At 74.6% G+C, this 24,810-nt stretch carries 24 protein-coding genes; 16 read left to right on the top strand and 8 right to left on the bottom strand.

Going from position 1 to position 24,810, the window contains the following annotated elements; translation table 11 throughout:
• Nucleotides 1–112 precede the first annotated feature (112 nt).
• The gene (locus ACLQ22_RS08410) at nucleotides 113–1,396 is read right to left on the bottom strand and encodes an ATP-binding protein (protein WP_425691727.1); all 1,284 of its coding nucleotides are present in this window, start codon (nucleotides 1,394–1,396) and stop codon (nucleotides 113–115) included.
• A 195-nt stretch (nucleotides 1,397–1,591) separates the two neighbouring features.
• Between ACLQ22_RS08410 and ACLQ22_RS08405 the strand changes: the two genes are divergently transcribed.
• Complete coding sequence (locus ACLQ22_RS08405) at nucleotides 1,592–2,698, top strand: D-alanine--D-alanine ligase family protein (RefSeq protein ID WP_425691726.1); 1,107 nt, start codon at nucleotides 1,592–1,594, stop codon at nucleotides 2,696–2,698.
• A gap of 144 nt (nucleotides 2,699–2,842) precedes the next feature.
• Here ACLQ22_RS08405 and ACLQ22_RS08400 read toward each other — a convergent pair whose 3' ends face one another.
• Both ACLQ22_RS08400 and ACLQ22_RS08395 read right to left on the bottom strand, forming a co-directional pair.
• Nucleotides 2,843–3,436 carry a DUF3515 family protein gene (locus ACLQ22_RS08400; protein ID WP_425691801.1) on the bottom strand — a complete coding sequence of 198 codons (594 nt, stop codon included), beginning with the start codon at nucleotides 3,434–3,436 and terminating at the stop codon, nucleotides 2,843–2,845.
• A gap of 51 nt (nucleotides 3,437–3,487) precedes the next feature.
• Nucleotides 3,488–3,721: an Lrp/AsnC ligand binding domain-containing protein gene (locus ACLQ22_RS08395; protein WP_425691725.1), complete on the bottom strand. Its 234-nt coding sequence runs from the start codon at nucleotides 3,719–3,721 to the stop codon at nucleotides 3,488–3,490.
• 126 nt (nucleotides 3,722–3,847) lie between these two features.
• Between ACLQ22_RS08395 and ACLQ22_RS08390 the strand changes: the two genes are divergently transcribed.
• Nucleotides 3,848–4,786: a thiamine-phosphate kinase gene (locus ACLQ22_RS08390; RefSeq protein ID WP_425691724.1), complete on the top strand. Its 939-nt coding sequence runs from the start codon at nucleotides 3,848–3,850 to the stop codon at nucleotides 4,784–4,786.
• A 29-nt stretch (nucleotides 4,787–4,815) separates the two neighbouring features.
• The gene (locus tag ACLQ22_RS08385) at nucleotides 4,816–5,283 is read left to right on the top strand and encodes a GNAT family N-acetyltransferase (protein ID WP_366638324.1); all 468 of its coding nucleotides are present in this window, start codon (nucleotides 4,816–4,818) and stop codon (nucleotides 5,281–5,283) included.
• A 147-nt stretch (nucleotides 5,284–5,430) separates the two neighbouring features.
• Here the strand turns inward: ACLQ22_RS08385 and rpmB are convergent, their stop codons facing one another.
• Nucleotides 5,431–5,622, bottom strand: coding sequence for a 50S ribosomal protein L28 (rpmB, locus tag ACLQ22_RS08380; protein ID WP_088963534.1), 192 nt, complete (start codon nucleotides 5,620–5,622; stop codon nucleotides 5,431–5,433).
• 293 nt (nucleotides 5,623–5,915) lie between these two features.
• Between rpmB and ACLQ22_RS08375 the strand changes: the two genes are divergently transcribed.
• Nucleotides 5,916–7,532, top strand: coding sequence for a DAK2 domain-containing protein (locus ACLQ22_RS08375; protein WP_425691723.1), 1,617 nt, complete (start codon nucleotides 5,916–5,918; stop codon nucleotides 7,530–7,532).
• Complete coding sequence (recG, locus tag ACLQ22_RS08370) at nucleotides 7,529–9,730, top strand: ATP-dependent DNA helicase RecG (protein WP_425691722.1); 2,202 nt, start codon at nucleotides 7,529–7,531, stop codon at nucleotides 9,728–9,730. The genes ACLQ22_RS08375 and recG overlap by 4 nt, the downstream gene beginning before the upstream one ends.
• Before the next feature lie 263 nt (nucleotides 9,731–9,993).
• Here the strand turns inward: recG and ACLQ22_RS08365 are convergent, their stop codons facing one another.
• Nucleotides 9,994–11,241: a hypothetical protein gene (locus ACLQ22_RS08365; RefSeq protein ID WP_425691721.1), complete on the bottom strand. Its 1,248-nt coding sequence runs from the start codon at nucleotides 11,239–11,241 to the stop codon at nucleotides 9,994–9,996.
• A gap of 314 nt (nucleotides 11,242–11,555) precedes the next feature.
• Between ACLQ22_RS08365 and rsmD the strand changes: the two genes are divergently transcribed.
• The 8 genes from rsmD (at nucleotide 11,556) to mutM (ending at nucleotide 16,893) form a co-directional block, all read left to right on the top strand.
• On the top strand, nucleotides 11,556–12,119 hold the full coding sequence (gene rsmD / locus ACLQ22_RS08360; protein WP_416605567.1) for a 16S rRNA (guanine(966)-N(2))-methyltransferase RsmD: 564 nt from the start codon (nucleotides 11,556–11,558) through the stop codon (nucleotides 12,117–12,119).
• The gene (gene coaD, locus ACLQ22_RS08355) at nucleotides 12,116–12,604 is read left to right on the top strand and encodes a pantetheine-phosphate adenylyltransferase (protein ID WP_121396124.1); all 489 of its coding nucleotides are present in this window, start codon (nucleotides 12,116–12,118) and stop codon (nucleotides 12,602–12,604) included. Before rsmD ends, coaD begins: the two co-directional genes overlap by 4 nt.
• Nucleotides 12,605–12,792: 188 nt before the next feature.
• Nucleotides 12,793–13,290, top strand: coding sequence for a hypothetical protein (locus ACLQ22_RS08350; protein WP_121396123.1), 498 nt, complete (start codon nucleotides 12,793–12,795; stop codon nucleotides 13,288–13,290).
• A gap of 109 nt (nucleotides 13,291–13,399) precedes the next feature.
• Nucleotides 13,400–13,963 carry a YceD family protein gene (locus ACLQ22_RS08345; protein ID WP_121396122.1) on the top strand — a complete coding sequence of 188 codons (564 nt, stop codon included), beginning with the start codon at nucleotides 13,400–13,402 and terminating at the stop codon, nucleotides 13,961–13,963.
• A 5-nt stretch (nucleotides 13,964–13,968) separates the two neighbouring features.
• Nucleotides 13,969–14,142 carry a 50S ribosomal protein L32 gene (rpmF, locus tag ACLQ22_RS08340; RefSeq protein WP_018786309.1) on the top strand — a complete coding sequence of 58 codons (174 nt, stop codon included), beginning with the start codon at nucleotides 13,969–13,971 and terminating at the stop codon, nucleotides 14,140–14,142.
• Between the two features lie 114 nt (nucleotides 14,143–14,256).
• The gene (locus ACLQ22_RS08335) at nucleotides 14,257–15,252 is read left to right on the top strand and encodes a phosphate acyltransferase PlsX (RefSeq protein ID WP_425691720.1); all 996 of its coding nucleotides are present in this window, start codon (nucleotides 14,257–14,259) and stop codon (nucleotides 15,250–15,252) included.
• A complete protein-coding gene (gene rnc / locus ACLQ22_RS08330) occupies nucleotides 15,249–16,043 on the top strand; it encodes a ribonuclease III (RefSeq protein ID WP_425691719.1) in 795 nt (264 codons plus the stop codon). Before ACLQ22_RS08335 ends, rnc begins: the two co-directional genes overlap by 4 nt.
• Nucleotides 16,036–16,893: a bifunctional DNA-formamidopyrimidine glycosylase/DNA-(apurinic or apyrimidinic site) lyase gene (gene mutM, locus ACLQ22_RS08325; protein ID WP_425691718.1), complete on the top strand. Its 858-nt coding sequence runs from the start codon at nucleotides 16,036–16,038 to the stop codon at nucleotides 16,891–16,893. Before rnc ends, mutM begins: the two co-directional genes overlap by 8 nt.
• A gap of 48 nt (nucleotides 16,894–16,941) precedes the next feature.
• Here mutM and ACLQ22_RS08320 read toward each other — a convergent pair whose 3' ends face one another.
• Entirely contained in the window at nucleotides 16,942–17,784 is an 843-nt protein-coding gene (locus ACLQ22_RS08320; RefSeq protein ID WP_425691717.1) for an endo alpha-1,4 polygalactosaminidase, read from the bottom strand.
• Between the two features lie 106 nt (nucleotides 17,785–17,890).
• The gene (locus ACLQ22_RS08315) at nucleotides 17,891–19,120 is read right to left on the bottom strand and encodes a CAP domain-containing protein (protein WP_425691716.1); all 1,230 of its coding nucleotides are present in this window, start codon (nucleotides 19,118–19,120) and stop codon (nucleotides 17,891–17,893) included.
• 374 nt (nucleotides 19,121–19,494) lie between these two features.
• Between ACLQ22_RS08315 and ACLQ22_RS08310 the strand changes: the two genes are divergently transcribed.
• The 3 genes from ACLQ22_RS08310 to ACLQ22_RS08300 all read left to right on the top strand — a co-directional run bounded on the left by ACLQ22_RS08310 (nucleotide 19,495) and on the right by ACLQ22_RS08300 (nucleotide 24,252).
• A complete protein-coding gene (locus ACLQ22_RS08310; protein ID WP_091096806.1) occupies nucleotides 19,495–19,689 on the top strand; it encodes a hypothetical protein in 195 nt (64 codons plus the stop codon).
• A gap of 331 nt (nucleotides 19,690–20,020) precedes the next feature.
• On the top strand, nucleotides 20,021–23,632 hold the full coding sequence (smc, locus tag ACLQ22_RS08305; protein WP_425691715.1) for a chromosome segregation protein SMC: 3,612 nt from the start codon (nucleotides 20,021–20,023) through the stop codon (nucleotides 23,630–23,632).
• Nucleotides 23,632–24,252, top strand: coding sequence for an HAD-IA family hydrolase (locus ACLQ22_RS08300; protein ID WP_358084491.1), 621 nt, complete (start codon nucleotides 23,632–23,634; stop codon nucleotides 24,250–24,252). Before smc ends, ACLQ22_RS08300 begins: the two co-directional genes overlap by 1 nt.
• A gap of 22 nt (nucleotides 24,253–24,274) precedes the next feature.
• Here ACLQ22_RS08300 and ACLQ22_RS08295 read toward each other — a convergent pair whose 3' ends face one another.
• Complete coding sequence (locus tag ACLQ22_RS08295; RefSeq protein ID WP_425691714.1) at nucleotides 24,275–24,796, bottom strand: DinB family protein; 522 nt, start codon at nucleotides 24,794–24,796, stop codon at nucleotides 24,275–24,277.
• Nucleotides 24,797–24,810: the final 14 nt, after the last annotated feature.

The raw sequence follows: 24,810 nt of genomic DNA, 5'->3' as shown, positions 1-24,810 counted from the left end.
CGCCGGGGGCGGTGCGGTCGCCGGAGGCGGCCCCGCCGGGTGGAAGGGCCGCCCGGCAGGAGGCCCGGCCCGGCGGGAGGCGCGGCCCGGCGCCCCGCCGGGCCGTCCGGCGTCAGAGCATCCTGCGCCGCTTCAGGTAGGCGACCAGGTCGTCGTAGACGCCCCCCTCGTTGGCGAACATCGCCACGTTGCGAGCGGTGGCCATCCACGGCTTCGTCGACGGCCGGACCTCCTTGACCGCCCGCTCCAGGTCCCGGTGCTCGATCATCCGCACCTCGCCGGTGCGTACCGAGTCGGCCATCGCGAACTCGGCGGCCGTCTCGCAGAGGTGGGCCAGGTCGGCGCCCGAGTAGTCCTCGGTGGCCGCGACGATCTTCCGCAGGTCGATCCCCGCGATCGGCCGCTCCCGCAGGTGGTACTCCAGGATGGAGCGGCGCGCCTCGGCGTCCGGCGGCAGCACCAGCACCACCCGGTCGAGCCGCCCGGGCCGGCGCAGCGCCGGGTCGACGTCCCACGGGGTGTTGGTGGCGGCCAGCACGAAGACCCCCTCGTTGCTGCCCTCCATCCCGTCCAGCTCCGCCAGCAGCTGGTTGCCCAGCGTCCGCATCGAACTGGAGCCGACCTGCGAGCGCTTGTGCCCCAGCGCGTCGACCTCGTCGAGGAAGAGCACGCAGGGCGCGTTGCGGCGGGCCGCCTGGAACAGCTCGTGCAGGTTGCGCTCCGAGTTGCCCATCCACATGTCCAGCACGTCGACGATGGACAGCGAGATGAACTTCGCGCCCATCTCCCCGGCGACCGCCCGGGCCAGGAACGTCTTGCCGCAGCCGGGCGGGCCGTAGAGCATCAGGCCGCCGCGGAGGCTCTTGCCGTACATCCTGCGCAGTTCCGGGTTGCGCAGCGGGCCGAGGAAGGCCAGCTCCAGCCGCTCCTTGACCGCCGACATGCCGCCCACGTCGGCCAGCCGGATACCGGAGGCCTCCACGTCGTACACCCGGTCGGAGTGGCCGGCGACCGGCTCCGGCTCGTCGCCGGCGCGGGCGAAGCGCGGCGGCACGACGTCGGCCAGTTCCTGCTCGTAGGCGGCGAGGGGATCGTGGTCGGCGGTCGCGGCGGAACCGCCGGCCCCGGCCGGTGCCGGGCGCTGCGCCGGCGGCCGCGGGTCCGCCGGGGACGGCGTCGGCGGCGGGGGTACGGAGCCACCCAGCGCCCGCTGCATCAGCGCCTGCGCCTGGCCGTTGCCCGGGTCCCGGGCGAGGGCCTGCCCGACCTGCGCGATCGCCTCCCCGGCCCGGCCGGCGTCCAGCAGCAGCGCGGCCAGGTGCAGGCGCAGCGGCAGGTCGTCGGGGCGGGCGTCCAGGGCCGCCGTCAGGGACTCGATGAGGGGATCAGCGCTCATAGGACGTGCAGCGTAGTGGGCGCCCGGTGCCGTCACCGCCCCGTACGGGCGATTACGGAACGTATATCCTTTGTTGACCGAATGCCGCGACGCTTCGGCTGTCCCCGGGTATCGGCATCCGGCGCCCGCCACGCACAGTAAGGTCAACCGGGTGAGCGCCACGACCGGAGCAGTCGCGTACGAAGAGGTGACGCAGTGACCACCCCAGGCAGGACCCGCGTGGCGATCGTGTTCGGCGGCCGCAGCCCGGAGCACGGCATCTCCTGCGTCAGCGCCGGCAGTGTCCTCGGCGCCCTCGACCCGGATGAGTTCGAGGTGGTGCCGGTGGGCATCACCCGGGCCGGCCAGTGGGTGCTGACCAACGGCGACCCCGGCCAGTTGGCGATCAACGCGCGCCGGCTTCCGGAGATCACGGCCGAGTCCGGCACCGACATCGTGCTGCGCGCCGACCCGACCGGCAACGGGCTCATGGTGCTCGACCCCACCGAGGGTCCCCGGGCGCTCGCCGACGTCGACGTGGTCTTCCCGGTGCTGCACGGCGCCTACGGCGAGGACGGCACCATCCAGGGCATGCTGGAGATGGCCGGCATCCCCTACGTCGGGGCGAACGTCTTCGCCTCCGCCGCCGCCATGGACAAGGAGTTCACCAAGAAGCTCTGCGCCGCCGAGGGCATCCCGGTGGGCCCGTACGCGGTGCTGCGCAACGGGATGACGCTGAGCGAGGCGGACAAGCAGCGGCTCGGCCTGCCGGTCTTCGTGAAGCCCTCCCGGGCCGGTTCGTCGTTCGGCATCAGCAAGGTCGACGACTGGGCGGACCTGGACGCGGCGGTCGCCACCGCCCGGAAGATCGACCCGAAGGTGCTGATCGAGGGGGCGATCGTCGGCCGCGAGATCGAGTGCGGCGTGCTGGAGGGCGAGGCCGGCGGCGCGCCGGAGGCGTCCGTGCTGGCCGAGGTGCGGGTGGTCGGGGACTACGACTTCTACGACTTCGAGGCGAAGTACATCGACTCCGAGTCCGCCTGCGAGTACGACATCCCCGCCGGCCTGCCGGAGCGGGTGACCCGTCAGGTCCAGGAGTACGCCGTCCGCGCCTTCACCGCGCTCGACTGCGCCGGGCTGGCCCGGGTCGACTTCTTCGTCACCCCGGAGCTGGACGTCTACCTCAACGAGATCAACACCATGCCGGGCTTCACCCCGACGTCGATGTTCCCGCGGATGTGGGCGGCCTCCGGCCTGGAGTACCCGAAGCTGGTCAACCGCCTCATCCGCACCGCCCTGCACCGCGGCGTCGGCCTGCACTGAGCCCGCTCGCGCGGGAAGGGGCACCTTCCGCCGCCACCGTCTCGTGCTGCTCACCGGCGGCCAGGACGCCGCCGCCGACCGATGCACGGGAGGACGTCCACCCCGGCCCCTGCCCGCGCACGCGGGGCAGGGGCGGGGAGGGTGTCAGACGCGGCAGCCGCTCGGGGTGTCGGCGACGGAGGGCACCGAGGCCACGATCGTGTCCGAGACGGGGGCCACCCACTGCAAACCCTGCCCGTAGAAGTGCGGCACGCGGACCGTGACGGCGGTCTCCCGGTCCATGGTGGTGAGGACGGTGGCGTCGCGTTCCTCGCTGGCGTACCAGCAGACCCGGTTGACCGTCCAGACGTGGTCGGTGTCGTCGACGGCCGGCTTGGCCCCGCCGCAGGCGACGGTGACCGCCGGGTCGCCGTACGCGGCGTTCTGTTCCGGGCCGGCCGTGACCGGGCGCTGGGGAAGGTCGTTGACCGTGGGCGGCAACTGCGAGAGCAGGGCCCGGCAGACCGTGGCGGGCCGTTCGGCCAGCGCCGGCGCGGCCATCTCGACCGGGGCGGTGGAGCGCGGGCCGGCGCTGGTGGCGGTCGCGCTCGGCGTGGCGGCCGGCTCGGCCCGCTCGTCGGGGGAGAGTTGGGCGAACGCGAGCCCGCCCACCAGTACGGTGACCGGCAGCGCGACCAGTGTCGCGATCAGCGCGGCGCCGCGCGTCGTGCGGTCGCGGACCGGCCGGTCGGGGATCATCTCGTCCGGCTGGGCGGAATCGGTCACGGGAGAGTCAGTGATCTTGTCCACTTACAGGCGCACCACCGAACACGTGAGGGTGCGGGTGATGCCGGGCACCATCTGCACGTTGCTGACGATGAGTTTGCCGAGCTCGTCGACGGTCTTCGCCTCGGTGAGCACCACCACGTCGTACGGCCCGGTGACGGCGTCGACGCGTACCACGCCGGCAAGGTCCGAGATGAGACCGGCCACGTCACGCGCCCGGCCGACCTCGGTCTGGATGAGGATGTACGCCTGTACCACGACTCGACCTCCGTCCGTCGCCGCCTGCGGAGCGGCCCGAAGGGAGAAAGTACCTTACGGACCAGGTCTGATCCCTATCGGTGGTCAAGGAGAAGCGGTGAGCGAGCAGGACGGCGGAGGGCCGGCATGAGTGTCGCGGGGGTCGGCGAGTTCGGCCTGATCGACCGGGTGACCGCCCGGTTGTCGTACGGATCGACCGTTCTGCTCGGTCCCGGGGACGACGCGGCGGTGGTGGCCGCCCCGGACGCCCGGGTCGTGGCCTCGACCGACGTGCTGGTGGAGGGGCGGCACTTCCGGCGGGACTGGTCCGGCGCGCGTGACGTCGGCCACCGGGCGGCGGCGGCCAACCTGGCCGACATCGCCGCGATGGGGGCGCAGCCGACCGCGCTGCTGGTCGCGCTCTGCATGCCGCCCGAGCTGGCGCCCGGGTGGGCCGAGGAACTGGCCGACGGGCTCGCCGCCGAGGCGGCGAAGGTCGGCGCGAGCGTGGTGGGCGGGGACATGTCGGCCAGCCCGACGTTGACGATCGCGGTCACCGCCCTCGGCGACCTCGGCGGCCGGCCGCCGGTGACGCGCTCCGGCGCGCGGCCCGGTGACGTGCTGGCGCTGGCCGGCCGCACCGGGTACGCGGCGGCCGGGCTGACCGTGCTCTCCCGGGGCTTCCGCACGCCCCGGCTGCTGGTCGAGGCGTACCGGCGGCCCGAGGTGCCCTACCCGGCGGGACCGCACGCCGCCCGGCTCGGCGCCACCGCCATGATCGACGTGTCGGACGGGCTGCTCGCCGACCTCGGGCACGTGGCGAAGGCCAGCGGGGTCGCCGTGGACGTGTGCCGGGACGCCTTCGAGGTGCCCCCGCAGATGCGCGACGCCGCCCAGGCGCTCGGCGTCGACCCGTACTCCTGGCTCCTCGCCGGGGGCGACGACCACGCGCTGGCCGCGACCTTCCCGTCGGCGGTGGCGCTGCCTGCCGACTGGCGGCCGATCGGGCGGGTGACGGAGGGCTCGGGCGTCACCGTCGACGGGCGGCCGTACGACGGACCAGCTGGCTGGGACCACTTCCGGTAAGGGCCGATCAGCGTCGTACCCTTTACTCCGTGAGTGAGATCGAGATTCGGGTCGAGCGCTTCGACTCGCCGGTGGCGCAGCGGCTGATCCGCGCCGCGCTGGCTGACCTCGGCGCCCGGTACGGCGGCAGCGGCGACGAGACCCCGGTCGACCCGGGCGAGTTCGAGCCGCCCGCCGGGGCCTTTCTCGTCGCCCACCTCGGCGGCGAGCCGGTCGGCTGCGGCGGCTGGCGCAGCCACGGTGACGAGGGCGACACCGCCGAGCTGAAGCGGATGTACACCGCACCGGCGGCCCGGGGCCGGGGCGTGGCCCGGGCGGTGCTGGCGGCGGTGGAGCGCTCGGCCCGGGAGCACGGGCGCAAGCGGATCGTCCTGGAGTGCGGCGACAAGCAGCCCGAGGCCGTCGCCATGTACACGGCGGCCGGCTACGAGCGCATCCCGAACTTCGGCTACTACCGGGACGCCCCGGGCTGCATCTCCTTCGCCCGCACGCTCTGATCCGTCCCGCGCCGGGGGCCGTCCGGGCTCCCGGCGCGGCCCACCCCGATCGGGCCGCGCCGCGCGCGCGTCGCCCGGACACGACAGAGCCGGCGGGCCGCAACGGCCCGCCGGCAATGACGAGTGTGAAGGGTGGGGCCTACCGCGTCAGGCGCGGGTGACCTTGCCAGCCTTGATGCAGGAGGTGCAGACCTGCATCTTCTTGGTGTTGCCGCCACCGGCCGGGGTACGCACCGACTGGATGTTCGGGTTCCAGCGGCGGTTGGTCCGCCGGTGCGAGTGGGACACGTTGTGGCCGAAGCCCGGTCCCTTGCCACAGACGTCGCACACGCTAGCCACGGGATACTCCTGGGATTGAAACGTTCATGGGGTCGCAGCCAGGCGCAGCCCGGGCAACCTGGCCAGGTTACCCGATGACCCGGGGCCCGACCAACCGGCCCCGGACGCCGGCCCGAGGTGGGAGGCCGTCACCGCGCGGCGCGGTCCCGGTCGCCCGGCCCGCACCCGTCCCCACGCCATCGCCGCACGTGGGGACACGCCACGAGGATAGTGGGTGCGCGTGGCCGCCGGACACGCCGTGGGAGTCGCGGCGACCCCGGCGCGTGTCGGTGCGCGCCAGTAGGCTTCTCGCCGTGCTGGACACCCTCGACGCCGCTGCGGTCCGCCGTTGGTGCGCGGGCGGTCTGGTCGCGCTCAAGCGTCACCAGGGCGAGATCGACGACCTGAACGTCTACCCGGTGCCCGACGGCGACACCGGCACCAACATGGTGCTCACCCTCACCTCCGCCCAGCAGGCGCTCGCGATGGACCTCGGCACCCTCCCGGAGGACGGCTCCACCGCGCACGGGCACGCGTTGCGGCTGATGGCCCGGGGCGCGCTGCTGGGCGCGCGGGGCAACTCGGGGGTGATCCTGTCGCAGATCCTGCGCGGCTTCGCCGACGCCGTCGCCGCCGCACCAGCCGTGCGGGGGCGCGAGCTGGCCGCCGCCCTGCGCGACGGCACCGCCGCCGCCTACGCCGCGGTCGCCCGCCCGGTCGAGGGCACGCTGCTCAGCGTCGTCGCCGCGGCGGCGCACGCCGCCGAGCGGGCCGACAGCGACGACCTGCGGGCGGTCGTCCGGGCGGCGGCGGGCGGGGCGGCGCACGCGTTGGCGCGCACCCCCGAGCAGCTTCCGGCGCTGGCCCGCGCCGGCGTGGTGGACGCCGGCGGCCGGGGCCTGTGCCTGCTGCTCGACGCCCTGGCCGAGGTCGTGACCGGCGAGAGCCCCGAGCGGCCCGCGCCCGCGTCGCGCCCGGCCCGTCCGCCGGCCACCGCCGTGCGCGAGACCGGTTCCGAGGAGTACGCGTACGAGGTGCAGTTCCTGCTCGACGCCGGGCCGGAGGCGGTGGCCCGGCTGCGGGTCGAGCTGGCGGCCCTGGGCGACTCGCTGGTGGTCGTCGGCGACGGGAGCGCCGGCGCGGGCACCTGGAACGTGCACGTGCACGTCAACGACGTGGGCGCGGCGATCGAGGCGGGCGTGGTGGCCGGCCGGCCGCACCACATCTCGGTGACCCGCTTCGCCGACCAGTCGGCACCGGTGTCGCCTCCCGTGGCGGCGGGCGGGCGGGCCGCCGTGGTGGTGGCCGCCGGCGCGGGCATCGCCGAGCTGTTCGCCGGCGAGGGCGCGACGGTGGTGCCCGGCAACCCGTCGATCGGTGAGCTGCTGGACGCGATCCGCGTCACCGGGGCGGCCCGCGTGGTGGTGCTGCCCAACGACCCCGACACGCAGGCGGTGGCGAGCGCCGCCGCCCGGGAGGCGCACGGGCTCGGCCTCAAGGTCAGCGTGGTGCCGACCCGCTCGCCCGTGCAGGCACTGGCCGCCCTCGCGGTGCGCGACCCGGGGCGGCGTTTCGAGGACGACGTGATCGCGATGGCCGAGGCGGCCGGCGCCTGCCGCTACGCCGAGGTCTGCTACGCCCGCCGTGAGGCGCTGACCGTCGCCGGCCCCTGCCGTCCCGGCGACGTGCTGGCGCTGGTCGAGGGGGAGGTGCACCTGATCGGGTCCGATCTGACCGACACCTGCGCCGCCGTGGTCGACCGGATGCTCGGCGGCGGCGGCGAGCTGGTGACGCTGCTCTCGGGGGCGGAAGCCCCCGACGGGCTGGCCGACGCGGTCCGCGAGCACGTCGGGCGGCGCTGGCCGTTCGTCGAGGTGCAGGCGTACCCGGGCGGGCAGCCGCACTATCCGCTCCTGGTGGGGGTCGAATGACGTCCGAGCCGGCCACGATGGACACGCCGCTGAAGAAGCTGGTCGGCGAGAAGACCGCGAAGGCTCTCGCCGGGCACCTCGACCTGCACACCGCGGGCGACCTGATCTACCACTTCCCGCGCCGCTACGACGAGCGCGGCGAGCACACCGACATCCGCGCGCTCGACGTCGGCGAGCAGGTCACCGTGCTGGCCCAGGTGCAGCGCACCGCCGTACGCCCGATGCGCCAGCGCCGGGGCAACCTGCTGGAGGTGACGGTCGGCGACGGCTCGGGCGGCACCCTGACCCTGACCTTCTTCGGCAACCAGGCCTGGCGGGAGCGCGAGCTGCGCCCCGGCCGGTGGGGCCTGTTCGCCGGCAAGGTCACCGAGTTCCGGGGCAAGCGGCAGCTCAACGGCCCGGAGTACGTCCTGCTCGGCGAGGGCGGCGACGGCGAGGCGGCGGTCAACGAGGAGATCGAGGAGTTCGCCGGCGCGCTGATCCCGGTCTACCCGGCCGCCGCGGCGGTGCCCACCTGGGTCATCGCCCGCTGCGTCCGGGTGGTGCTGGACACCTTCACCGCGCCGGAGGACCCGCTGCCCGCCACCCTGCGGGCGAGCCGCAACCTGGGCGGCATCGGCAGGGCGCTGCGCGAGATCCACCGGCCGTCCAGCAAGGAGGCGCTCTATCGGGCGCGGCACCGGCTCAAGTGGGACGAGGCGTTCGCCGTGCAGCTCACCCTGGTGCAGCGCAAGCACCGGGCCGCCGCCTCGCCCGCCCGGCCCCGCCCGGCGAAGCCCGGCGGCCTGCTCGACGCCTTCGACGCCCGGCTGCCCTACGAGCTGACGCCCGGCCAGCGCGACGTGGGTGTGGAGATCGCGGCGGACCTGGCCACGGCCCACCCGATGCACCGGCTGCTCCAGGGCGAGGTCGGCTCCGGCAAGACGGTGGTCGCGCTGCGCGCGATGCTCCAGGTGGTCGACGCGGGCGGGCAGGCCGCGCTGCTGGCCCCGACCGAGGTGCTCGCCGCGCAGCACCACCGGGGCATCCTCGACCTGCTCGGGCCGCTCGGGCAAGCCGGCGAGCTGGGCGCGGCCGACGACGCCACCAGGGTCGAGCTGGTCACCGGCTCGCTGGGCGCGGCGGCCCGCCGGCGCGCGCTGGCCGAGGTCGCCAGCGGCGCCGCCGGCATCGTGCTCGGCACCCACGCCCTGCTCTACGAGGGCGTCGACTTCGCCGACCTCGGCCTGGTGGTGGTCGACGAGCAGCACCGCTTCGGCGTCGAGCAGCGCGACGCGCTGCGCGCCAAGGCCGAGCAGCCGCCGCACGTGCTGGTGATGACGGCCACCCCGATCCCGCGCACGGTGGCGATGACCGTCTACGGCGACCTGGAGACCTCCACCCTCTCCCAGCTGCCGCAAGGCCGCTCGCCGATCGCCTCGCACGTGGTGCCGGCCGCCGAGAAGCCGGCCTTCCTGGACCGGGCCTGGCGCCGGGTGCGCGAGGAGGTGGCGGCCGGGCACCAGGCGTACGTCGTCTGCCCGCGCATCGGCGACGGCCCGGCGAGCGAGGAGGAACCGCCGCCGGAGGACGACAACGGGCGGCGGCCGCCGATGGCGGTCACCGAGGTGGCGCCGCTGCTCGCCGAGGGGCCGCTGCACGGTCTGCGCATCGGCGTGCTGCACGGCCGGCTGCCGGCCGACGAGAAGGACGCGGTGATGCGCTCCTTCGCCGCCGGAGACCTCGACGTGCTGGTCGCCACGACCGTGGTCGAGGTGGGCGTCAACGTGCCGAACGCGACCGTGATGATCGTGCTCGACGCCGACCGGTTCGGCGTCTCCCAGCTGCACCAGCTGCGCGGCCGGGTCGGGCGGGGCTCCGCCCCCGGCCTCTGCCTGCTGGTCAGCGAGGCGCTGGAGGGCACGCCCGCGCGGGAGCGGCTCGACGCGGTGGCCTCCACGACCGACGGGTTCAAGCTCGCCGAGCTGGATCTCGAGCAGCGCCGGGAGGGCGATGTGCTGGGCGCCACCCAGTCGGGGCGCCGCTCGCACCTGCGGCTGCTCTCGCTGCTGCGCGACGCCGACCTGATCCGCGACGCCCGGGCCGAGGCGATCGCCCTGGTCGAGGAGGACCCGGAGCTGGCCCGGCATCCGGCGCTGGCCGCGTCGGTGGCCGCCCTGGTCGACGAGGAACGCGCGGAATACCTGGAGAAGGGCTGACGCCGGGCCGACCGCCACGTGGCCCGACCGCCACCGGCCTCGCCGGTCACCAGCGGTCCACGCCGGCCGCCACCGGCTGCCAGCGGTCCGTGCCGGCTGCCAGCGGTCCACGCCGGCCGCCACCGGTCGACGGCGGCCACCCGCGGTCCACGCCGGCTACCAGCGGTGGACGCCGGCCGTCAGCGATCGACGGCGGCCCCGCAACGGGTGAGGGCGCGCCGACCACGCGGTCGGCGCGCCCTCACGGGTCAGCTCGGTCCGGCTCAGGCGGTGAAGCGCACCCGACGCCGGCGGGCGACGACGAACAGCACCGCGCCCACGGCGAGCAGGGCGACCGCGCCGGCGGCGATGCCGCCGGCCGCCGCGCCGGTGACCGGGAGGCCACCGCCCTCGCCGCCCTCGTCGCAGCCGCCCTTGGGAGCGGTCCACGCGATCGGCTTCGCCGACTCCAGGTCACCGGTGAAGACGACGCTGAGCCCCTCGGCGGCCGGGAACGTCACGGTCTTCGTGGTGCCCGGCGCGAAGGTCACGGTCTTCGGCTCGCCGGTGCTCGGGGTGAAGGTCGAGGTGAGGCTGATGCCGTTCTCCGGGTTGATCACCTTGAGGATCAGCTCCTCGCAGGTGGTGGCGTGGGAGATCGTCGGCTTGCCGACCTCGGGCTGCTGGCAGTCCTCGGGCTGCTTCCAGCCGCCCTGCCAGGTCTTCATGCCCTCGGCCGCGACGGTGATCTCCTTGGCCTGCGCCTCGGTCAGCTCGAGCTTCTCGAACTTGCCCGCCGCCACGGTCACCTTCTCGGCGAGCTCGCCGCTGCCCGTGACCGCGAAGACCGCCGCCACGTTGCCCCGGTTGACCAGGGTGAGCGTGGCGCTGCCGGTGCAGTCGTACGTGGCCTCGACGGCGGGCTCGGCCACGCAGGTGCCCTCGCCGCCGTTGTACCAGGCGGCCGGGCCCTCGGAGCGGGCGCCGATGCCGGCGGGGCTGCCGACCTTGCGGTTGTCGTAGCGCTTGCCGCCCTCGACCAGCGGGTCGATGACCTCGCTGCCGAAGACGAAGTCGACCTGGGTGAAGCAGGTCGGCACGGCGACCTTGAACTCCAGCCTGGCGACGGTGCCGATCTCGCCGTCCGGCACCGGGGCGAACGCCTTGACGGACTTGTCGAACAGGTACTGCGGCACGGCGAACTTCGCCGACGGCGCCACATAGGACACCAGGGCGAAGTCCTGCTTCTCGCCCTCGCAGAGCGGGCCGTTGGTCAGCGTGATCGACGCCTCGCCCTTGGCCCCGTCGAACGTGTGCGTGTAGCGCGCGTCGGCGGCGCTGACGCAGGTCGGCTCCTGGGGGGTGGACGACCGGGTCGGCTCGGGGGCGGGGGCGGTCGCGCTCGCCGAGGCCGAGGGCGACGGGTTGGTGGCGATCGCCGGCGACGAGACCGCGAACGCCGTGACGAGACCGGCCAGGGCGGCGGCTGCCACGGTGAGCGGTCGCCGCGGCGACAGCGGGGGACGGATCACGCGTACTCCCGGGGTGTGAGGAAGCGTCGGAGGAGCGGCGCGGAAGGGAGCGGTCGGGCGGCTCGACCGAGCGCGCGTGGCGACGCGGACGCCCCCTCGCGCCGTGGGGCCGGCGGGGCACCCGCCGGCACCGGCAGACCCTAGCGAGGTCGCCGCGCGCGGCACAACGCTCAGCGAAGACCGAGGATGTTGTTATGAATGCGAGATCATCGATATACGCTGGGTGGTCGCCCGGGTCGGTCGGAGGCACGTACCGTGTCGACGCCGGCCGCCTCCGCGTCGCGTAGCGTCGTGCGCATGAGCAGGAGGAGACGGTGACCCGGATCGTGGCCGGGACCCTCGGCGGGCGCCGGCTCGCCGCGCCGCCCGGCGCGGGCACCCGGCCCACGTCGGACCGGGTCCGCGAGGCGCTGTTCAGCGCCGTGCAGGCCGAGGTCGACCTGGCCGGCGCCCGCTTCGCCGACCTCTACGCCGGGTCCGGCGCGGTCGGCCTCGAGGCCCTCTCCCGGGGTGCCGCGCACGTGCTGCTGGTGGAGTCCGACCCCCGCGCGGCCCGGGTGATCCGGGAGAACGTGGCGACGCTGCGCGCCGCCCCGGCCGCCCGGCTGGTCACCGGGAGGGTCGCCACGGTGCTGGCGGCCGGCCCGGACGGCGACCCGTACGACGTGGTCTTCGCCGACCCGCCCTACGCGGTGCCGGACGCGGAGATCACCGCGATGCTCGCCGCGCTGGTCGAGGGCGGCTGGCTGGCCCCGGACGCCCTGGTGGTGGTGGAGCGGTCCAGCCGCACCGGCCCGGTCGGGTGGGTGGAGGGCGTCACCGGCGAGCGCAGCCGCCGGTACGGCGAGACGACCCTTTGGTACGGTCGCCGATCATGAGACGTGCGGTGTGTCCCGGCTCGTTCGATCCGGTCACCAACGGGCACCTCGACATCGTCGGCCGGGCGAGCCGGCTGTTCGACGAGGTGATCGTGGGCGTGCTGGTCAACCAGTCGAAGAGCGGCCTGTTCACCGTCGAGGAGCGGATCGACATGCTCCGCGAGGTGACCGCCTCCTACGACAACGTCCGGGTGGAGTCGTTCCGCGGCCTGCTGGTCGACTTCTGCCGGGCGCAGCAGGCGAGCGTGCTGATCAAGGGCCTGCGGGCGGTCAGCGACTTCGACTACGAGCTGCAGATGGCGCAGATGAACATCGGCCTGGCCGGCGTGGAGACCCTGTTCATGCCGACCAACCCGCTCTACTCGTTCCTCTCCTCCAGCCTGGTCAAGGACGTGGCGAAGTGGGGCGGCGACATCTCCGCCCACGTGCCCGACCGGGTCGGCGCGGAACTGCGGGCCCGCCTCTCCCCGCCGCCGCGCGACTGACCTCCCGCGGCCATCCCCCACCCCGCCGGAGCGTGTCCGGCGGGGATCGCGTCGTCGCGCACCGCGACGCGCCGGGCCGGGGTGAGCGGCGCGGTGTGGTCGGGGCGCGACATGATGTGTGGAGCGGGAAACCGGCCGTAGCCCGCATCATGTAGGTCGGCCCGACGAACGACAGGAGTGAGGTACCGGTGGACCCGCTCGATCGCATCGACGAACTGATCGCCATGGTGGAGCAGGCCCGCTCCGTCCCGATGTCGCGCAACAACTGCATGGTCGACCGGGGCGAGTTCATCGCGGCCCTCGACGAACTGCGCGCCGAACTCCCCGCCGACCTGCGCCGGGCCGCCGCGCTGCTGGAGGAGCGGGACAAGATCATGGAGGCCGGCAAGCGCGAGGCCGACCGGATCATCAGCGAGGGTGAGGCGGAACACGCCCGGCTGGTCTCAGTGAACGAGATCACGGTCTCCGCCGAGCACGAGGGCGCGCGGATCATCGCGGAGGCCCGCGCCGAGGCGCAGCGCCTGCGCGAGGAGGTCGACGACTACGTCGACACCGCGTTGGCCAACTTCGAGCAGTTCCTCACCCGGGCGCTGGCCTCGATAGAGCGCGGCCGGGACAAGATGCACGCGCTGCGTGAGATCGGCACCTTCGGTGGGGAGGAGGCGGAACGCCCGCTACCCTTCTGAGCGGCACCTCACCAGCCGGCAGACGGGGCGGGCGCCGCCCCCGGTTCGACGGTCCGGCGGTCGCCCAGGTAACCTCTTTTGTCGGCCTCTCACCGGCCGGAGTCTGACTATGCCCAAACACACGCCATCGACACTCGACCCCAGGTCGCCGCTGGTCCTCGACACGAGGGAGCTGCCGCGCCGGCCTGGTGCCTTGCGTACGGTCAAGCGGGTGGTGCCGGCACCGGCGGACCTCGGCGGCGAGATGATCGCCGTGCCGGAGGGCGCGGACCTCGACCTCGACCTGAGGTTGGAGTCGGTGTCCGAGGGCGTGCTCGTCTCGGGGACCGTCAGCGGTACCGTCCGGGGCGAGTGCGGTCGCTGCCTACGCGAGATCGACGACTCGCTGGCCGTGCGGATCCAGGAGCTGTACGCGTACGAGAACAGCACCACGGACACCACGACCGACGAGGACGAGGTGGGCCGGATGCAGGGCGATCTGATCGACCTGGAGCCGGCGCTGCGGGACGCGGTGGTGCTCACGCTGCCGACCAACCCGCTCTGCCGGGAGGACTGCCCAGGCCTGTGCCCCGAATGCGGGGTGCACTTGGACGATCTGCCGGCCGACCACAGTCACGAGCAGATCGACCCGCGTTGGGCGGGCCTGTCGCAACTGAACCGTAAAGAGGAGTAGGAACCGTGGCCGTCCCCAAGCGCAAGATGTCGCGCAGCAACACCCGCGCCCGCCGGGCGAACTGGAAGGCGACCGTGGTCGCGACCGTGGCCTGCCCCCAGTGCAAGTCGGCGAAGCTGCCCCACGCCGCCTGCTCCGTCTGCGGCACCTACAACGGCCGCCAGGTTCTCGAGGTCTGACCTGGACGCCGAGTGACGCCCCCGACCCCTGGTCGGGCGGCGCGCGCACCCTGGCAATCGCCCGGTGCCCCGGCTCCCTCCGACGCCGGCCGGTCCGTTCCGGCCGGCGTTCCGATGGAGCCGGGCACCGCGCGGATCGCCGTTGACCTCCTCGGCGGGGACGACGCTCCCGCCGTCGTGGTTGACGGCGCTCTGCGGGCTGTGCGCGCCGACCCGGACCTGCACCTGCTGCTCGTCGGCCCGGCCGAGGCCGCCGGCGAGGTGATCCGTGCCCTCGACCCGGCGCAGCGCGCCCGGGTCACCGTACGGCCCGTCCGCGCCGCCGTCGGCATGGCCGACCACCCCGTGGCCGCCCGCGCCGACAGCACCGTCCGCGCGGCGGTGCACGCCGTCCGCGACGGCGTCGCCGACGCGTTCGTCTCCGCCGGGTCCACCGGCGCCACCGTCACCGCCGTCGCGCTCGGCCTCGGCCGCTGGCCGGACGTGCGCCGTCCCGCGCTGGTCGCCACCCTGCCGGCCGTCGCCGGCCCGGTGGTGCTGCTGGACGTCGGCGGCTCGCTGGAGCCGCGCCCGGCCACCCTGGCCCGCCACGCCGTGCTCGGCGCCGCCTACGCGGCGGTGGCGCACGCCGTCGTCGCGCCCCGGGTGGGGCTGCTGTCGGTGGGCACCGAGGCGGGCAAGGGCGACCGCGCCCGCCGCGTCGCCGATCCCGTCCTCACCGCCGCGTCGCTGCCCTGCGGCGGCCGCTACGTCGGCCTCGTCGAGGGGTACGACGTCTCGCTCGGCGCGCGCGCCGATGTGGTGGTCACCGACGGGTTCACCGGTAACGTGCTGCTCAAGGCGATCGAGGGCGCGTACGCGATGGCCGGCGGGCCCCCGTCCGGCGGCGGCGCCCCGCGCGCGGCGGCCCTGCTCGGGGTCGCCGGGACGGTGGTCGTCTGCCACGGCGCCGCCCGCGCCGAGGACGTCGCCGCGGGCATCGCGCTGGCCGCCCATCTCTGGCGACGGCGCGCCACCGACCAGGTCCGCGCGCTGCTCGACGGCGCCGAAACGGGCGACCGCGAGGAACGCACGGACCGCTCCACCGACACCGAGGTACCCACATCATGAGCAACGACAAGCGGCGGCGGGCGTCCGTCGGTCACCTGGAAGCCGCGTTCGGCATCAGCCTGGATCCGGAGCTGCTGGAGCGCGCGCTGACCCACCGCTCGTACGCGTACGAGAACGGCGGCCTGCCCACCAACGAGCGGCTGGAGTTCCTGGGCGACTCGGTGCTCGGCGTGGTGATCACCACCGCGCTCTTCCACAACCACCCCGACCTGCCCGAGGGGCAGCTGGCCAAGCTGCGGGCCAGCGTGGTCAACATGCGCGCCCTCGCCGACGTGGCCCGGGGCCTCGGCCCGGACGGGCTCGGCGCCTACCTGCTGCTCGGCAAGGGGGAGGAGACCACCGGCGGGCGGGACAAGGCGAGCATCCTCGCCGACACCCTGGAGGCGCTGCTCGGCGCGATCTACCTCCAGTACGGGCTGGACACCGCCGCGATCGTCATCCACCGGCTGTTCGACCCGCTGATGGCCGAGTCGGCCGGCCGGGGCGCGGCCCTGGACTGGAAGACCAGCCTCCAGGAGCTGACCGCGGCGCTCGGGCTCGGCGTCCCCGAGTACCGCATCGAGGGCACCGGACCGGACCACCTCAAGACGTTCACCGCCTGGGTGGTCGTCGCCGGCAACCGCTACGGCGGGGCCGACGGGCGGAGCAAGAAGGAGGCCGAGCAGCGGGCGGCCGAGGCGGCCTGGCGGACGCTCACCGAGCAGGCGGAGCGGGAGCCGGTCGGGCCGGAGGGGCCGGCGGCCGGGGACCCGACGGCGCAGGCCGCCGAGGCGGGCCTGGGCCGTGCCTGAGCTGCCGGAGGTCGAGACTGTCCGGCAGGGGCTGGCCCGCTGGGTCACCGGCCGGCGGATCTCCTCCGTCGAGGTGCGCCACCCCCGCGCGGTACGCCGGCACACGCCCGGCGGCAGGCACTTCGCCGACGTGCTGGCCGACCGGACGGTGCTGGACGTGCGCCGGCGCGGCAAGTACCTGTGGCTGCCGCTGGACAGCGGCGACGCCGTGATCGGGCACCTGGGCATGTCGGGTCAGCTGCTGGTGCAGCCGGCCGACGCCCCCGACGAGACGCACCTGCGGGTCCGGTTCCGGTTCTCCGACGACGGTCCCGAGCTGCGTTTCGTCGACCAGCGCACGTTCGGCGGCCTGTCGGTCTCCGCGGGGGGCGCCGAGCTGCCGGCGGAGATCGCGCACATCGCGCGGGACCCGATGGACCCGCAGTTCTCCGACGCGGCGTTCGTCGCCGCGCTGCGCCGGCGGCGTACGGAGGTCAAGCGGGCGCTGCTGGACCAGACGCTGATCTCGGGCGTGGGCAACATCTACGCCGACGAGGCGCTGTGGCGGGCGCGGCTGCACGGCGCCCGCCCCACCGACGCGCTGACCGGCCCGGCCGCGCTGCGGCTGCTGGGTCACGTCCGGGACGTCCTCGGCGAGGCGATCAAGTCGGGCGGCACCAGCTTCGACGCCCTCTACGTCAACGTGAACGGGGAGAGCGGCTACTTCGACCGGGCGCTGAACGTCTACGGCCGGGAAGGGCTGCCGTGCCACCGGTGCGGCGCGCCCGTCCGTCGTGAGGCGTTCATGAACCGTTCGTCGTACAGCTGCCCGCGCTGCCAGCCCCGCCCCCGGGGGTCCCTCCGGGGCTGACCGAGCGGCGTCGCCGTCGGCGAGGACCACGCGGGCAGGCGCCGGTGGTCAGTACGACGGGCAGGGGAGCCGCCACGCGTCGAGCCGGCGTTCCTTGCGCATCGAGGAGAAGCCGTAGCCCACCGTGGTGACGCAGAAGTCCGTCGTCGAGCCGGCGTACTCCACGTGGAACACCGGCTTGCCCGCCTCGACGAACGGCAGCAGCCGGGCGCACTGGTCCAGCCGTACGCACTCCTCGTTGACGGCGAAGTCGAAGTCCGGGGCCAGGGCGGCCACCTGCCCCAGGTCGTTGACCAGGCCGGGGGAGAGGCTCAGCGAGCGGGCCAGCGCGGCCAGCCGGCGGTTGAACCGCAGCTGGTCGTCGAAGCCGAGCGGGAAGCCGGTGCGGTGCGCGTACCCGTCGGCGTCGGCCAGCGCGACCGCTCCGAAGCCCTTGCCCCGGCAGAGCCGGAACCGGTCGGCCAGCACCGGACGCAGCGCGTCCCACTGCCGTACGTCAAGCCAGCGGCCCTGCGGCCTGCGGGACACGGCACCCCGTACGGCGGCCGGGAAGCGGTCCGCGTCCGGGTCGGTCGGCAGGAGGGAACCGACGTGCACCTGGCAGACCAGGCGGCGGTCCCGGGAGCGCAGCTCGGCGGTCTGCGCGGCGGTGGTGGCGACCGGGTCGAGCAGGAAGACGTCGGCGTCGACGGTGAGGTCCAGCACGCCGCTGAGCTGCCACTGCCACTGCCACCGGCCCGCCGACGCCGCCGGCCAGCTGGTCGGGGCACCGGGCGCCGTGAGGTCCGGCCGGCAGCCGGCGAGCACGCTCAGCAGCGCGAGCGCGACGCAGGCCGGCAGGGCCCGACGCAGGCTCCGCCCGACGGCGCCCGTACGCGGCCGGATCCGCATCGGCAGCTCCGCAGGTCGCGGGCGGCGGCACACCGCCCGGAGCGGGTACGCCGCGTCGGCGTACCTCACCCGGTCAAACGAGCGCGGACCCGGCTACGACTCGCGTTCAGCGCGGCGCGGCGAAGACCTGCGTCCAGTACGGCCCGTTGCTGTTGGCGACGCCGACGCCGATCTCGGTGAAGGCGCAGTTCAGGATGTTGGCCCGGTGCCCGGGGCTGTTCATCCAGGCGTCCATGACGGCGGCCGGCGTCTTCTGGTTCCAGGCGACGTTCTCGCCGTAGGTGCGCCAGGAGTAGCCGACCCGGTCCAGTCGGGTCCCGACGTTGCTGCCGTCGCTGCCCGTGTGCGACATGTTCCGGTGGTCGGCCTGGTCCTGGCTGTGCCGCTGGGCGGCGGTCGTCAGCTTGTCGTCGACGCCCACCGCGCCGCAGCCGGCCTTGGCGCGCTCGGCGTTGACCAGGTCGACCACCTCGCGGGCCTGGCTGCTGGCCCCGCTGCTGACCGGGGCCTTCGTGCCGCCGCCGGCCGGCGCCGTGCTCCGGTCGGCGGTGCGCCGCGAGGGCGCGGTCGTACGCGACGGCGCCGGCGTCGGCCTGATGGTCTTCGTGGCCGACGGGGACGGGCTGGCGGAGGTCGGCGCGGTGCTCGGGGTGGCGCTCGGGCTGGGCGGGGCCAGCGCGTCGCCGGGTGCCGACCCGTCGCCCGGCAGCGCCGGGGCGGCGGCGATCGTGTCGTCGACGGCGGTGGGGTCGGTCGCCGGGCCGTCGCCGGTCAGCGCGACCGCGCCGACACCGAGGCTCACCACCAGGGTGGCGGCCGCGGCGGCACCGCCGATCACCAGCGGGCGGGGGAACCGGCGGCGGGGACGGTGGCGGCCCTCGGCGATGGCCGGCGTCGCCGCGGCCGGGGCGGCCCGGAGCGCGGAGAGGTCTACGGGGGCGGTCGGGTCGTCGACCGGCCAGGCGCCGGCGGTCCGGTCGGCGGGGAGGTCACGCTCCGCACGGTACGGCCCGTCCACCGGCTGCCCGGATTCGGCGGCCCAGCGGTCGCCCGACCCGGCCTGCCAGCGGTCGCCCGGCTCGGGCCGCCAGGCCGCGGCCGGCTCGGTGGACCGCGGCTGCCAGGTCGCGGTGGTCTCGGCGGGCTCGGGCTGCCAGCGGGCGGTCGGCTGGTCGCGGTGCCACTCGTCGGCGGGCTGCTCCGGGTCGTCGCCGAACAGGTAGGCCGACCTCGGCTCCGGACGGTCGGTGAGCCAGGCCGGCGGCTCCTCGCCCAGCGGCTGCTCGCGGTGCCGGGCGGCGCCGTCCGGGTCGTTCGGGTCGGTCCAGCCGTACACGCCTCTGCCTCCAAGGGGTCGGTTGCGGGCCGGGGTGACGCTACGTGGCGGGCGTGAACAGCGGCAACGTGGCTAAGGAAGAGTTAAGGGGAAGCCGGACGGCAGGGTGGGGACTTCCCGGGATCCGAGGCGTAGAGTCAAGGTGTCCGGACAGAGTGTGTCCGCGCCTTGTGGCAGCCCCTCGGCAAGTGGACAGGTCGACGTGGAAATGATCTACGGCCTGCGAGAACTTGACGAAAGAGGGGGTGTCGGCTCAATATGTAGGTGTCGCCAGTCGCGCCCGGTCATGCCCAGAATCGTCTGGGATGACAGCCGCGTACACATTTGGGCGCGCGTTGGCCGGCCCTTCCGGCAGCGCATATCAAGGAGTCAACATGGCTAAGGCCCTGTACGGCCACGTAGGTGCGGCGCCCGATCGGCGTCTGCTCGACGAGGTCACCCGACTGCGTGCCACGGTTCGGGCTCTGGAGTTCGAGATCACGCGGCTGCGTGCCGAGAACGATCGGCTCGCGGCGGCTGCGGCGGAGGCGGACGATCTGCTCCGTCTGGCCGAGCCCGCGCTGACCTGATCTCCGGATCGCAAAACTGAATCGCATCACGCAAAAAGAGCGCGCCGACACTTCTGTGCCGGCGCGCAGCTCTGTCCGCGCCTCTTATCGCCGCACCAATTTCTGATCTTGTGCGGCTCGCCGCGACGATTTCCGCGCGGCTCCCGGCCGACGGAAAGGCGCACGGGAGCACGCCGGCCGGCGGATCGACCCGCGCCACCTGGGACGAGCGCCCGGCGGTCGCCAGGCGGGTCGCGTGCCCGGCGGTCCCCGGTCCCGGGTTAGTCTGCGGGTTCACCCAGGTCCGCGCAGCCGGCGACGGTACGGCGGCCACCGGACGAGGATCGAGAAGGTGCATCTCAAGAGCCTGACGGTGAAGGGCTTCAAGTCCTTCGCCTCCGCGACGACGCTGAAGCTGGAGCCGGGGATCACCTGCGTGGTCGGCCCGAACGGCTCCGGCAAGTCCAACGTCGTCGACGCCATCGCCTGGGTGCTCGGCGAGCAGGGCGCCAAGGCGCTGCGCGGCGGCAAGATGGAGGACGTCATCTTCGCCGGCACCGCCGGCCGGGCCCCGCTGGGCCGGGCCGAGGTGACCCTCACGATCGACAACACCGACGGCGCGCTGCCGATCGAGTACACCGAGGTGTCGATCACCCGCCGGATGTTCCGCTCCGGCGAGAGCGAGTACGAGATCAACGGCGACACCTGCCGGCTGCTCGACATCCAGGAGCTGCTGTCGGACTCCGGCATCGGCCGGGAGATGCACATCATCGTCGGCCAGGGGCGACTCGACGGGATGCTGCACGCCAAGCCGGAGGACCGACGGTCGTTCATCGAGGAGGCGGCCGGCGTCCTCAAGCACCGCAAGCGCAAGGAGAAGGCGCTGCGGAAGCTCGACGCGATGCAGACGAACCTCAACCGGCTCACCGACCTCACCGCCGAGCTGCGCCGCCAGCTCAAGCCGCTGGGCCGGCAGGCGGAGGTGGCCCGCCGCGCCGCCGCCATCCAGGCCAACCTGCGCGACGCCCGGCTGCGGCTGCTCGCCGACGACCTGGCCACCCTGCGGGCCACCCTGGACCGGGAGATCGCCGACGAGACCGCGGTGCGCGAGCGGCGCGAGCAGGTCGAGGCGGAGCACACGGAGGTGCAGGCACGGCTGGCTGAGCTGGAGGTGGCCCTCGCCGAGGACGCGCCGCTGCTGGCCGCCGCCCAGGACACCTGGTACAAGCTCTCCGCCCTCTCCGAGCGGTTCCGCTCCATCGAGCAGCTCGCCCGGGAACGGCTGCGGCACCTCAGCGCCACCCCCGACGACGAGCGCCCCGGCCGCGACCCCGAGCAGTTGGAGGCCGAGGCCGAGCGGATCCGCGAGCAGGAGGAGGAGCTGCGCGGCGCGCTCACCGACGACCAGATCCGGCTGGCCGAGGCCGTCGAGCACCGCCAGGAGCTGGAACGGCAGCTCGCCGCCGCCGAACGCGAGCTGGTCGCCGCGGCCAAGGCGATCGCCGACCGGCGCGAGGGCCTGGCCCGGCTGACCGGTCAGGTCAACTCCGCCCGCGCCCGGACCACCAGCGCCGGCGAGGAGATCGAGCGGCTCGCCACCGCGCACGCCGACGCGCTGGCCCGGGCCGACCAGGCCCAGGCCGAACTCGACGCGGTCGCCGAGCAGTCCACCGAGGCGGACCGGGACAACGCCGACCTCGACGCCCGGCACGCCGAGGCGGTAGCCGCCCAGGAGCGGGCGCAGGCCACCGTGCGGTCGCTGACCGACGCGGAGCGGGCGGCGGAAAAGGACGCCGCCACCTGGAAGGCCCGGGAGGAGGCGCTCGCCCTCGGCCTGCGCCGCAAGGACGGCGCGGGCGCGCTGCTGGCCCGCGCCGACGAGGTCCCGGGCCTGCTGGGCAGCCTCGCCGGGCTGCTCACCGTCGCGCCCGGGCAGGAGGCCGCGCTCGCCGCCGCGCTCGGTGGGCTCGCCGACGCGGTCGCGGTCAGCGGCGTCGACGAGGCGGTCGAGGCCATGCGGCTGCTGAAGATCTCCGACGCCGGCCGCGCCGGCCTGCTGGTCGGCAGCCCCGCCGGCCCGGGCATGGACGGCCCCGCCGACGCGCTGCGGCCGAAGCTGCCCGACGGCGCCCGCTGGGCGCCCGACCTGGTGGAGTGCTCCCCGCAGATCCGCCCGGCGGTGCACCGGGCGCTGCGCGACGTGGTGCTGGTCGACGACCTCGCCTCGGCGGCCGAGGTGGTCGCCGGCAACCCGGAGCTGCGCGCGGTCACGCCCGACGGGGACGTGGTCGGGGCGTACGCGGCGGCCGGCGGGTCGGCCAAGGCGCCCAGCTTCATCGAGGTGCAGGCCGCCGTCGAGGAGGCCCGGTCGAACCGCCTCGCCGCCGAACACACCGGCGCGGAGCTGCGCGAACAGCTCGTCGACGCCCGCGCCGAGGTGGCCGCCGCCAAGGAGACGGTGCAGCACGCCGCCGCCGCCAAGCGGGAGGCGGAGAGCCACCGCAACGCCGCCGCCCGCCGCCTAGCCGAGCTGGGCGCGGCGGCCCGCTCCGCCAAGGCGGAGACCGACCGGCTCGGCGAGTCCCGGGCCCGCGCGGAGGCGGCCCGGGAGCGGGACCTGCTCACCCTCGCCGAGCTGGAGGAGCGGCTGCGGCTGGCCGAGGAGACCCCCGTCGACGCGGAACCCTCCACGGAGGAACGCGACCAGCTCGCCGCGATGGTGCCGCAGGCGCGGCAGAACGAGATGGAGGTCCGGCTCGCGGTGCGTACCGCCGAGGAGCGGGTCTCCTCGATCGCCGGCCGCGCGGACTCGCTGCGCCGGCAGGCCACCGCCGAGCGGGCCGCGCGGGAACGCGCGGCGGCGCGGCGCGCGGCGCGCACCCGCGGCGCGGGGATCGCCCGGGCCGTGGCGGGCGGGGCCCGGGAGGCCCTCACCCGGCTGGCCACCTCCATCGCCGCCGCCGAGGAGCACCGCGACGCCGTGGCGCGCGAGCGCGCCGCCCGCGAGGCCGAGCTCCAGGAGGTACGCGGCGCCGCCAAGCGGCTCGGCGCGGAGCTGGAGCGGCTGACCAGCCAGGTGCACCGCGACGAGGTGGCCCGCGCCGAGCAGCGGCTGCGCATCGAGCAACTGGAGGCGAAGGCCGCCGAGGACTTCGGCCTGGACGTGGAGACCCTTGTCGCCGAGTACGGCCCGACCCAGCCCGTCCCGCCCACCCAGGCCGACGTGGCGGCGGCCGAACGCGACGGCCTGCCGGTGCCCGAGCCGGTCCGCTACGAGCGGCCGGTGCAGGAGAAGCGGGCGGCCAAGGCGGAACGGGAACTGGCCCTGCTCGGCAAGGTGAACCCGCTGGCCCTGGAGGAGTTCGCGGCGCTGGAGGAGCGCTACAAGTTCCTCTCCGAGCAGCTGGAGGACCTCAAGGCCACCCGCCGCGACCTGCTCACCGTGGTCAAGGACGTCGACGACCGGATCCTGGAGGTCTTCGCCAGCGCGTTCGAGGACACCGCCCGGGAGTTCCAGCAGGTCTTCACCGTGCTCTTCCCCGGCGGCGAGGGGCGGCTGGTGCTCACCGACCCCGACGACCTGCTCACCACCGGCGTCGAGGTCGAGGCCCGCCCGCCCGGCAAGAAGATCAAGCGGCTGTCGCTGCTCTCCGGCGGCGAGCGTTCGCTGACCGCGGTGGCGATGCTGGTGGCCATCTTCCGGGCCCGGCCCAGCCCGTTCTACATCATGGACGAGGTGGAGGCGGCGCTCGACGACGTCAACCTGGGCAGGTTGATCACGCTGCTGGCACAGTTGCGGGAGAAGAGCCAGCTCATCGTCATCACGCACCAGAAGCGGACGATGGAGGTCGCCGACGCCCTGTACGGCGTGACCATGCGCAACGGGGTGACCCAGGTGATCAGCCAGCGGCTCAACCGGGCCGACGGAGACGAGCGGCGTGGCCGCGGCGAGGAGAACGAGTAGTGGGTCGGGAACGGGCGACGGCGCTCCTGGTGGACTTCGACGGCGTCCTGCGGCGGTGGGACCCGGCGGTGGCCGCCGGGGTGGAGCGGGAGTACGGCCTGTCCGAGGGCGTACTCACCGAGATCGCCATGCAGTGGGGGCGGCTCCAGCCGGTGCTGACCGGCCGGGTCAGCCACGCCGACTGGATGACCAGCGTGGCCGACGCGCTGGCCGACTCCGTGGGCGGCCCCGAGCGGGCCCGGGCCGCCGTGGAGCAGTGGCAGCGCTACCGGGGCGAGGTGGACCCCGAGGTGCTCGCCTTCGTCCGCGAGGCGCGGGCCGGCGGCATCCGGGTCGGGCTCGGCACGAACGCCACCGACCTGCTCGACGCTGACCTCGCCGCGCTCGACCTGACGGACGAGTTCGACGCGGTGGTCAACTCGTCCAGGATCGGGGTGAACAAGCCGGCGAAGGAATACTTCCAGGCGGCCTGCGAGGCCCTGGAGACCCCGGCGGCCCGGGTGCTCTTCGTCGACGACGAGGACTGGGCGATCCGGGGCGCCCGCGTCGCCGGCCTGTCGGCGCTGCGCTGGAGCGGCCCGGCCGACCTGCGGTACGCGCGGGCCGCCCTGGCGTACTGACCCGATCCCGACCCGGCGCGGGCTACTCGCCCGTCACGCCGTCGATGCGTTCGCGGATCAGGTCGGCGTGGCCGTTGTGCCGGGCGTACTCCTCGATCATGTGCACGTAGACCCAGCGCAGGTTGAACGTCCGGCGCTTTCCGCCGACCTCGGTGAAGGTCTCGTCGAGCGACCGGCCGGCGGCGGCGGCGCGGGCCAGCGCGATCTGCCGGTGGAAGGTGGCGAGGTCGGCCTCGGCGTCGGCGGTGCTGACGTCGTGGTCGGCGTCCGGATTGTCGGGCGTGAAGTAGGGATAGTCGACCCGCTCACCGGCGAAGTTCTCCCGGAACCACCAGGCCTCCACCTCGGCCAGGTGCCGGACCAGGCCGAGCAGGGTGAGCCCCGAGGGCTCGACGCTCGGCGTCTTCAGCTGTTCGGCGGTCAGCCCGGCGCACTTGAGCAGCAGGGTCTGCCGGTGGAAGTCCAGCCAGCCCTCCAGCATCGTGCGCTCGTCGCCGACGTAGGGCTCGGGGGTCCGGGTGATCTCCGGTGCTCGCCATGTCATGCCGGTCATCCTGG

It is taken from the genome of Micromonospora sp. DT178 (assembly GCF_049841695.1).
Classification (GTDB): Bacteria; Actinomycetota; Actinomycetes; order Mycobacteriales; family Micromonosporaceae; genus Micromonospora.
This window is presented reverse-complemented; position numbering and strand designations above follow the sequence as displayed.

Bases quoted from the DNA above. Each gene is read 5' to 3' on its own strand.
- ACLQ22_RS08310 (WP_091096806.1), top strand. From the start codon at position 19,495: ATGGCTAAGGCCCTGTACGGCCACGTAGGTGCGGCGCCCGATCGGCGT.
- rnc (WP_425691719.1), top strand. From the start codon at position 15,249: ATGAGCAACGACAAGCGGCGGCGGGCGTCCGTCGGTCACCTGGAAGCC.
- ACLQ22_RS08410 (WP_425691727.1), bottom strand. From the start codon at position 1,396: ATGAGCGCTGATCCCCTCATCGAGTCCCTGACGGCGGCCCTGGACGCC.
- ACLQ22_RS08295 (WP_425691714.1), bottom strand. From the start codon at position 24,796: ATGACATGGCGAGCACCGGAGATCACCCGGACCCCCGAGCCCTACGTC.
- ACLQ22_RS08390 (WP_425691724.1), top strand. From the start codon at position 3,848: ATGAGTGTCGCGGGGGTCGGCGAGTTCGGCCTGATCGACCGGGTGACC.
- ACLQ22_RS08400 (WP_425691801.1), bottom strand. From the start codon at position 3,436: ATGATCCCCGACCGGCCGGTCCGCGACCGCACGACGCGCGGCGCCGCG.
- coaD (WP_121396124.1), top strand. From the start codon at position 12,116: ATGAGACGTGCGGTGTGTCCCGGCTCGTTCGATCCGGTCACCAACGGG.
- ACLQ22_RS08320 (WP_425691717.1), bottom strand. From the start codon at position 17,784: ATGCGGATCCGGCCGCGTACGGGCGCCGTCGGGCGGAGCCTGCGTCGG.
- recG (WP_425691722.1), top strand. From the start codon at position 7,529: ATGACGTCCGAGCCGGCCACGATGGACACGCCGCTGAAGAAGCTGGTC.
- ACLQ22_RS08335 (WP_425691720.1), top strand. From the start codon at position 14,257: ATGGAGCCGGGCACCGCGCGGATCGCCGTTGACCTCCTCGGCGGGGAC.
- ACLQ22_RS08345 (WP_121396122.1), top strand. From the start codon at position 13,400: ATGCCCAAACACACGCCATCGACACTCGACCCCAGGTCGCCGCTGGTC.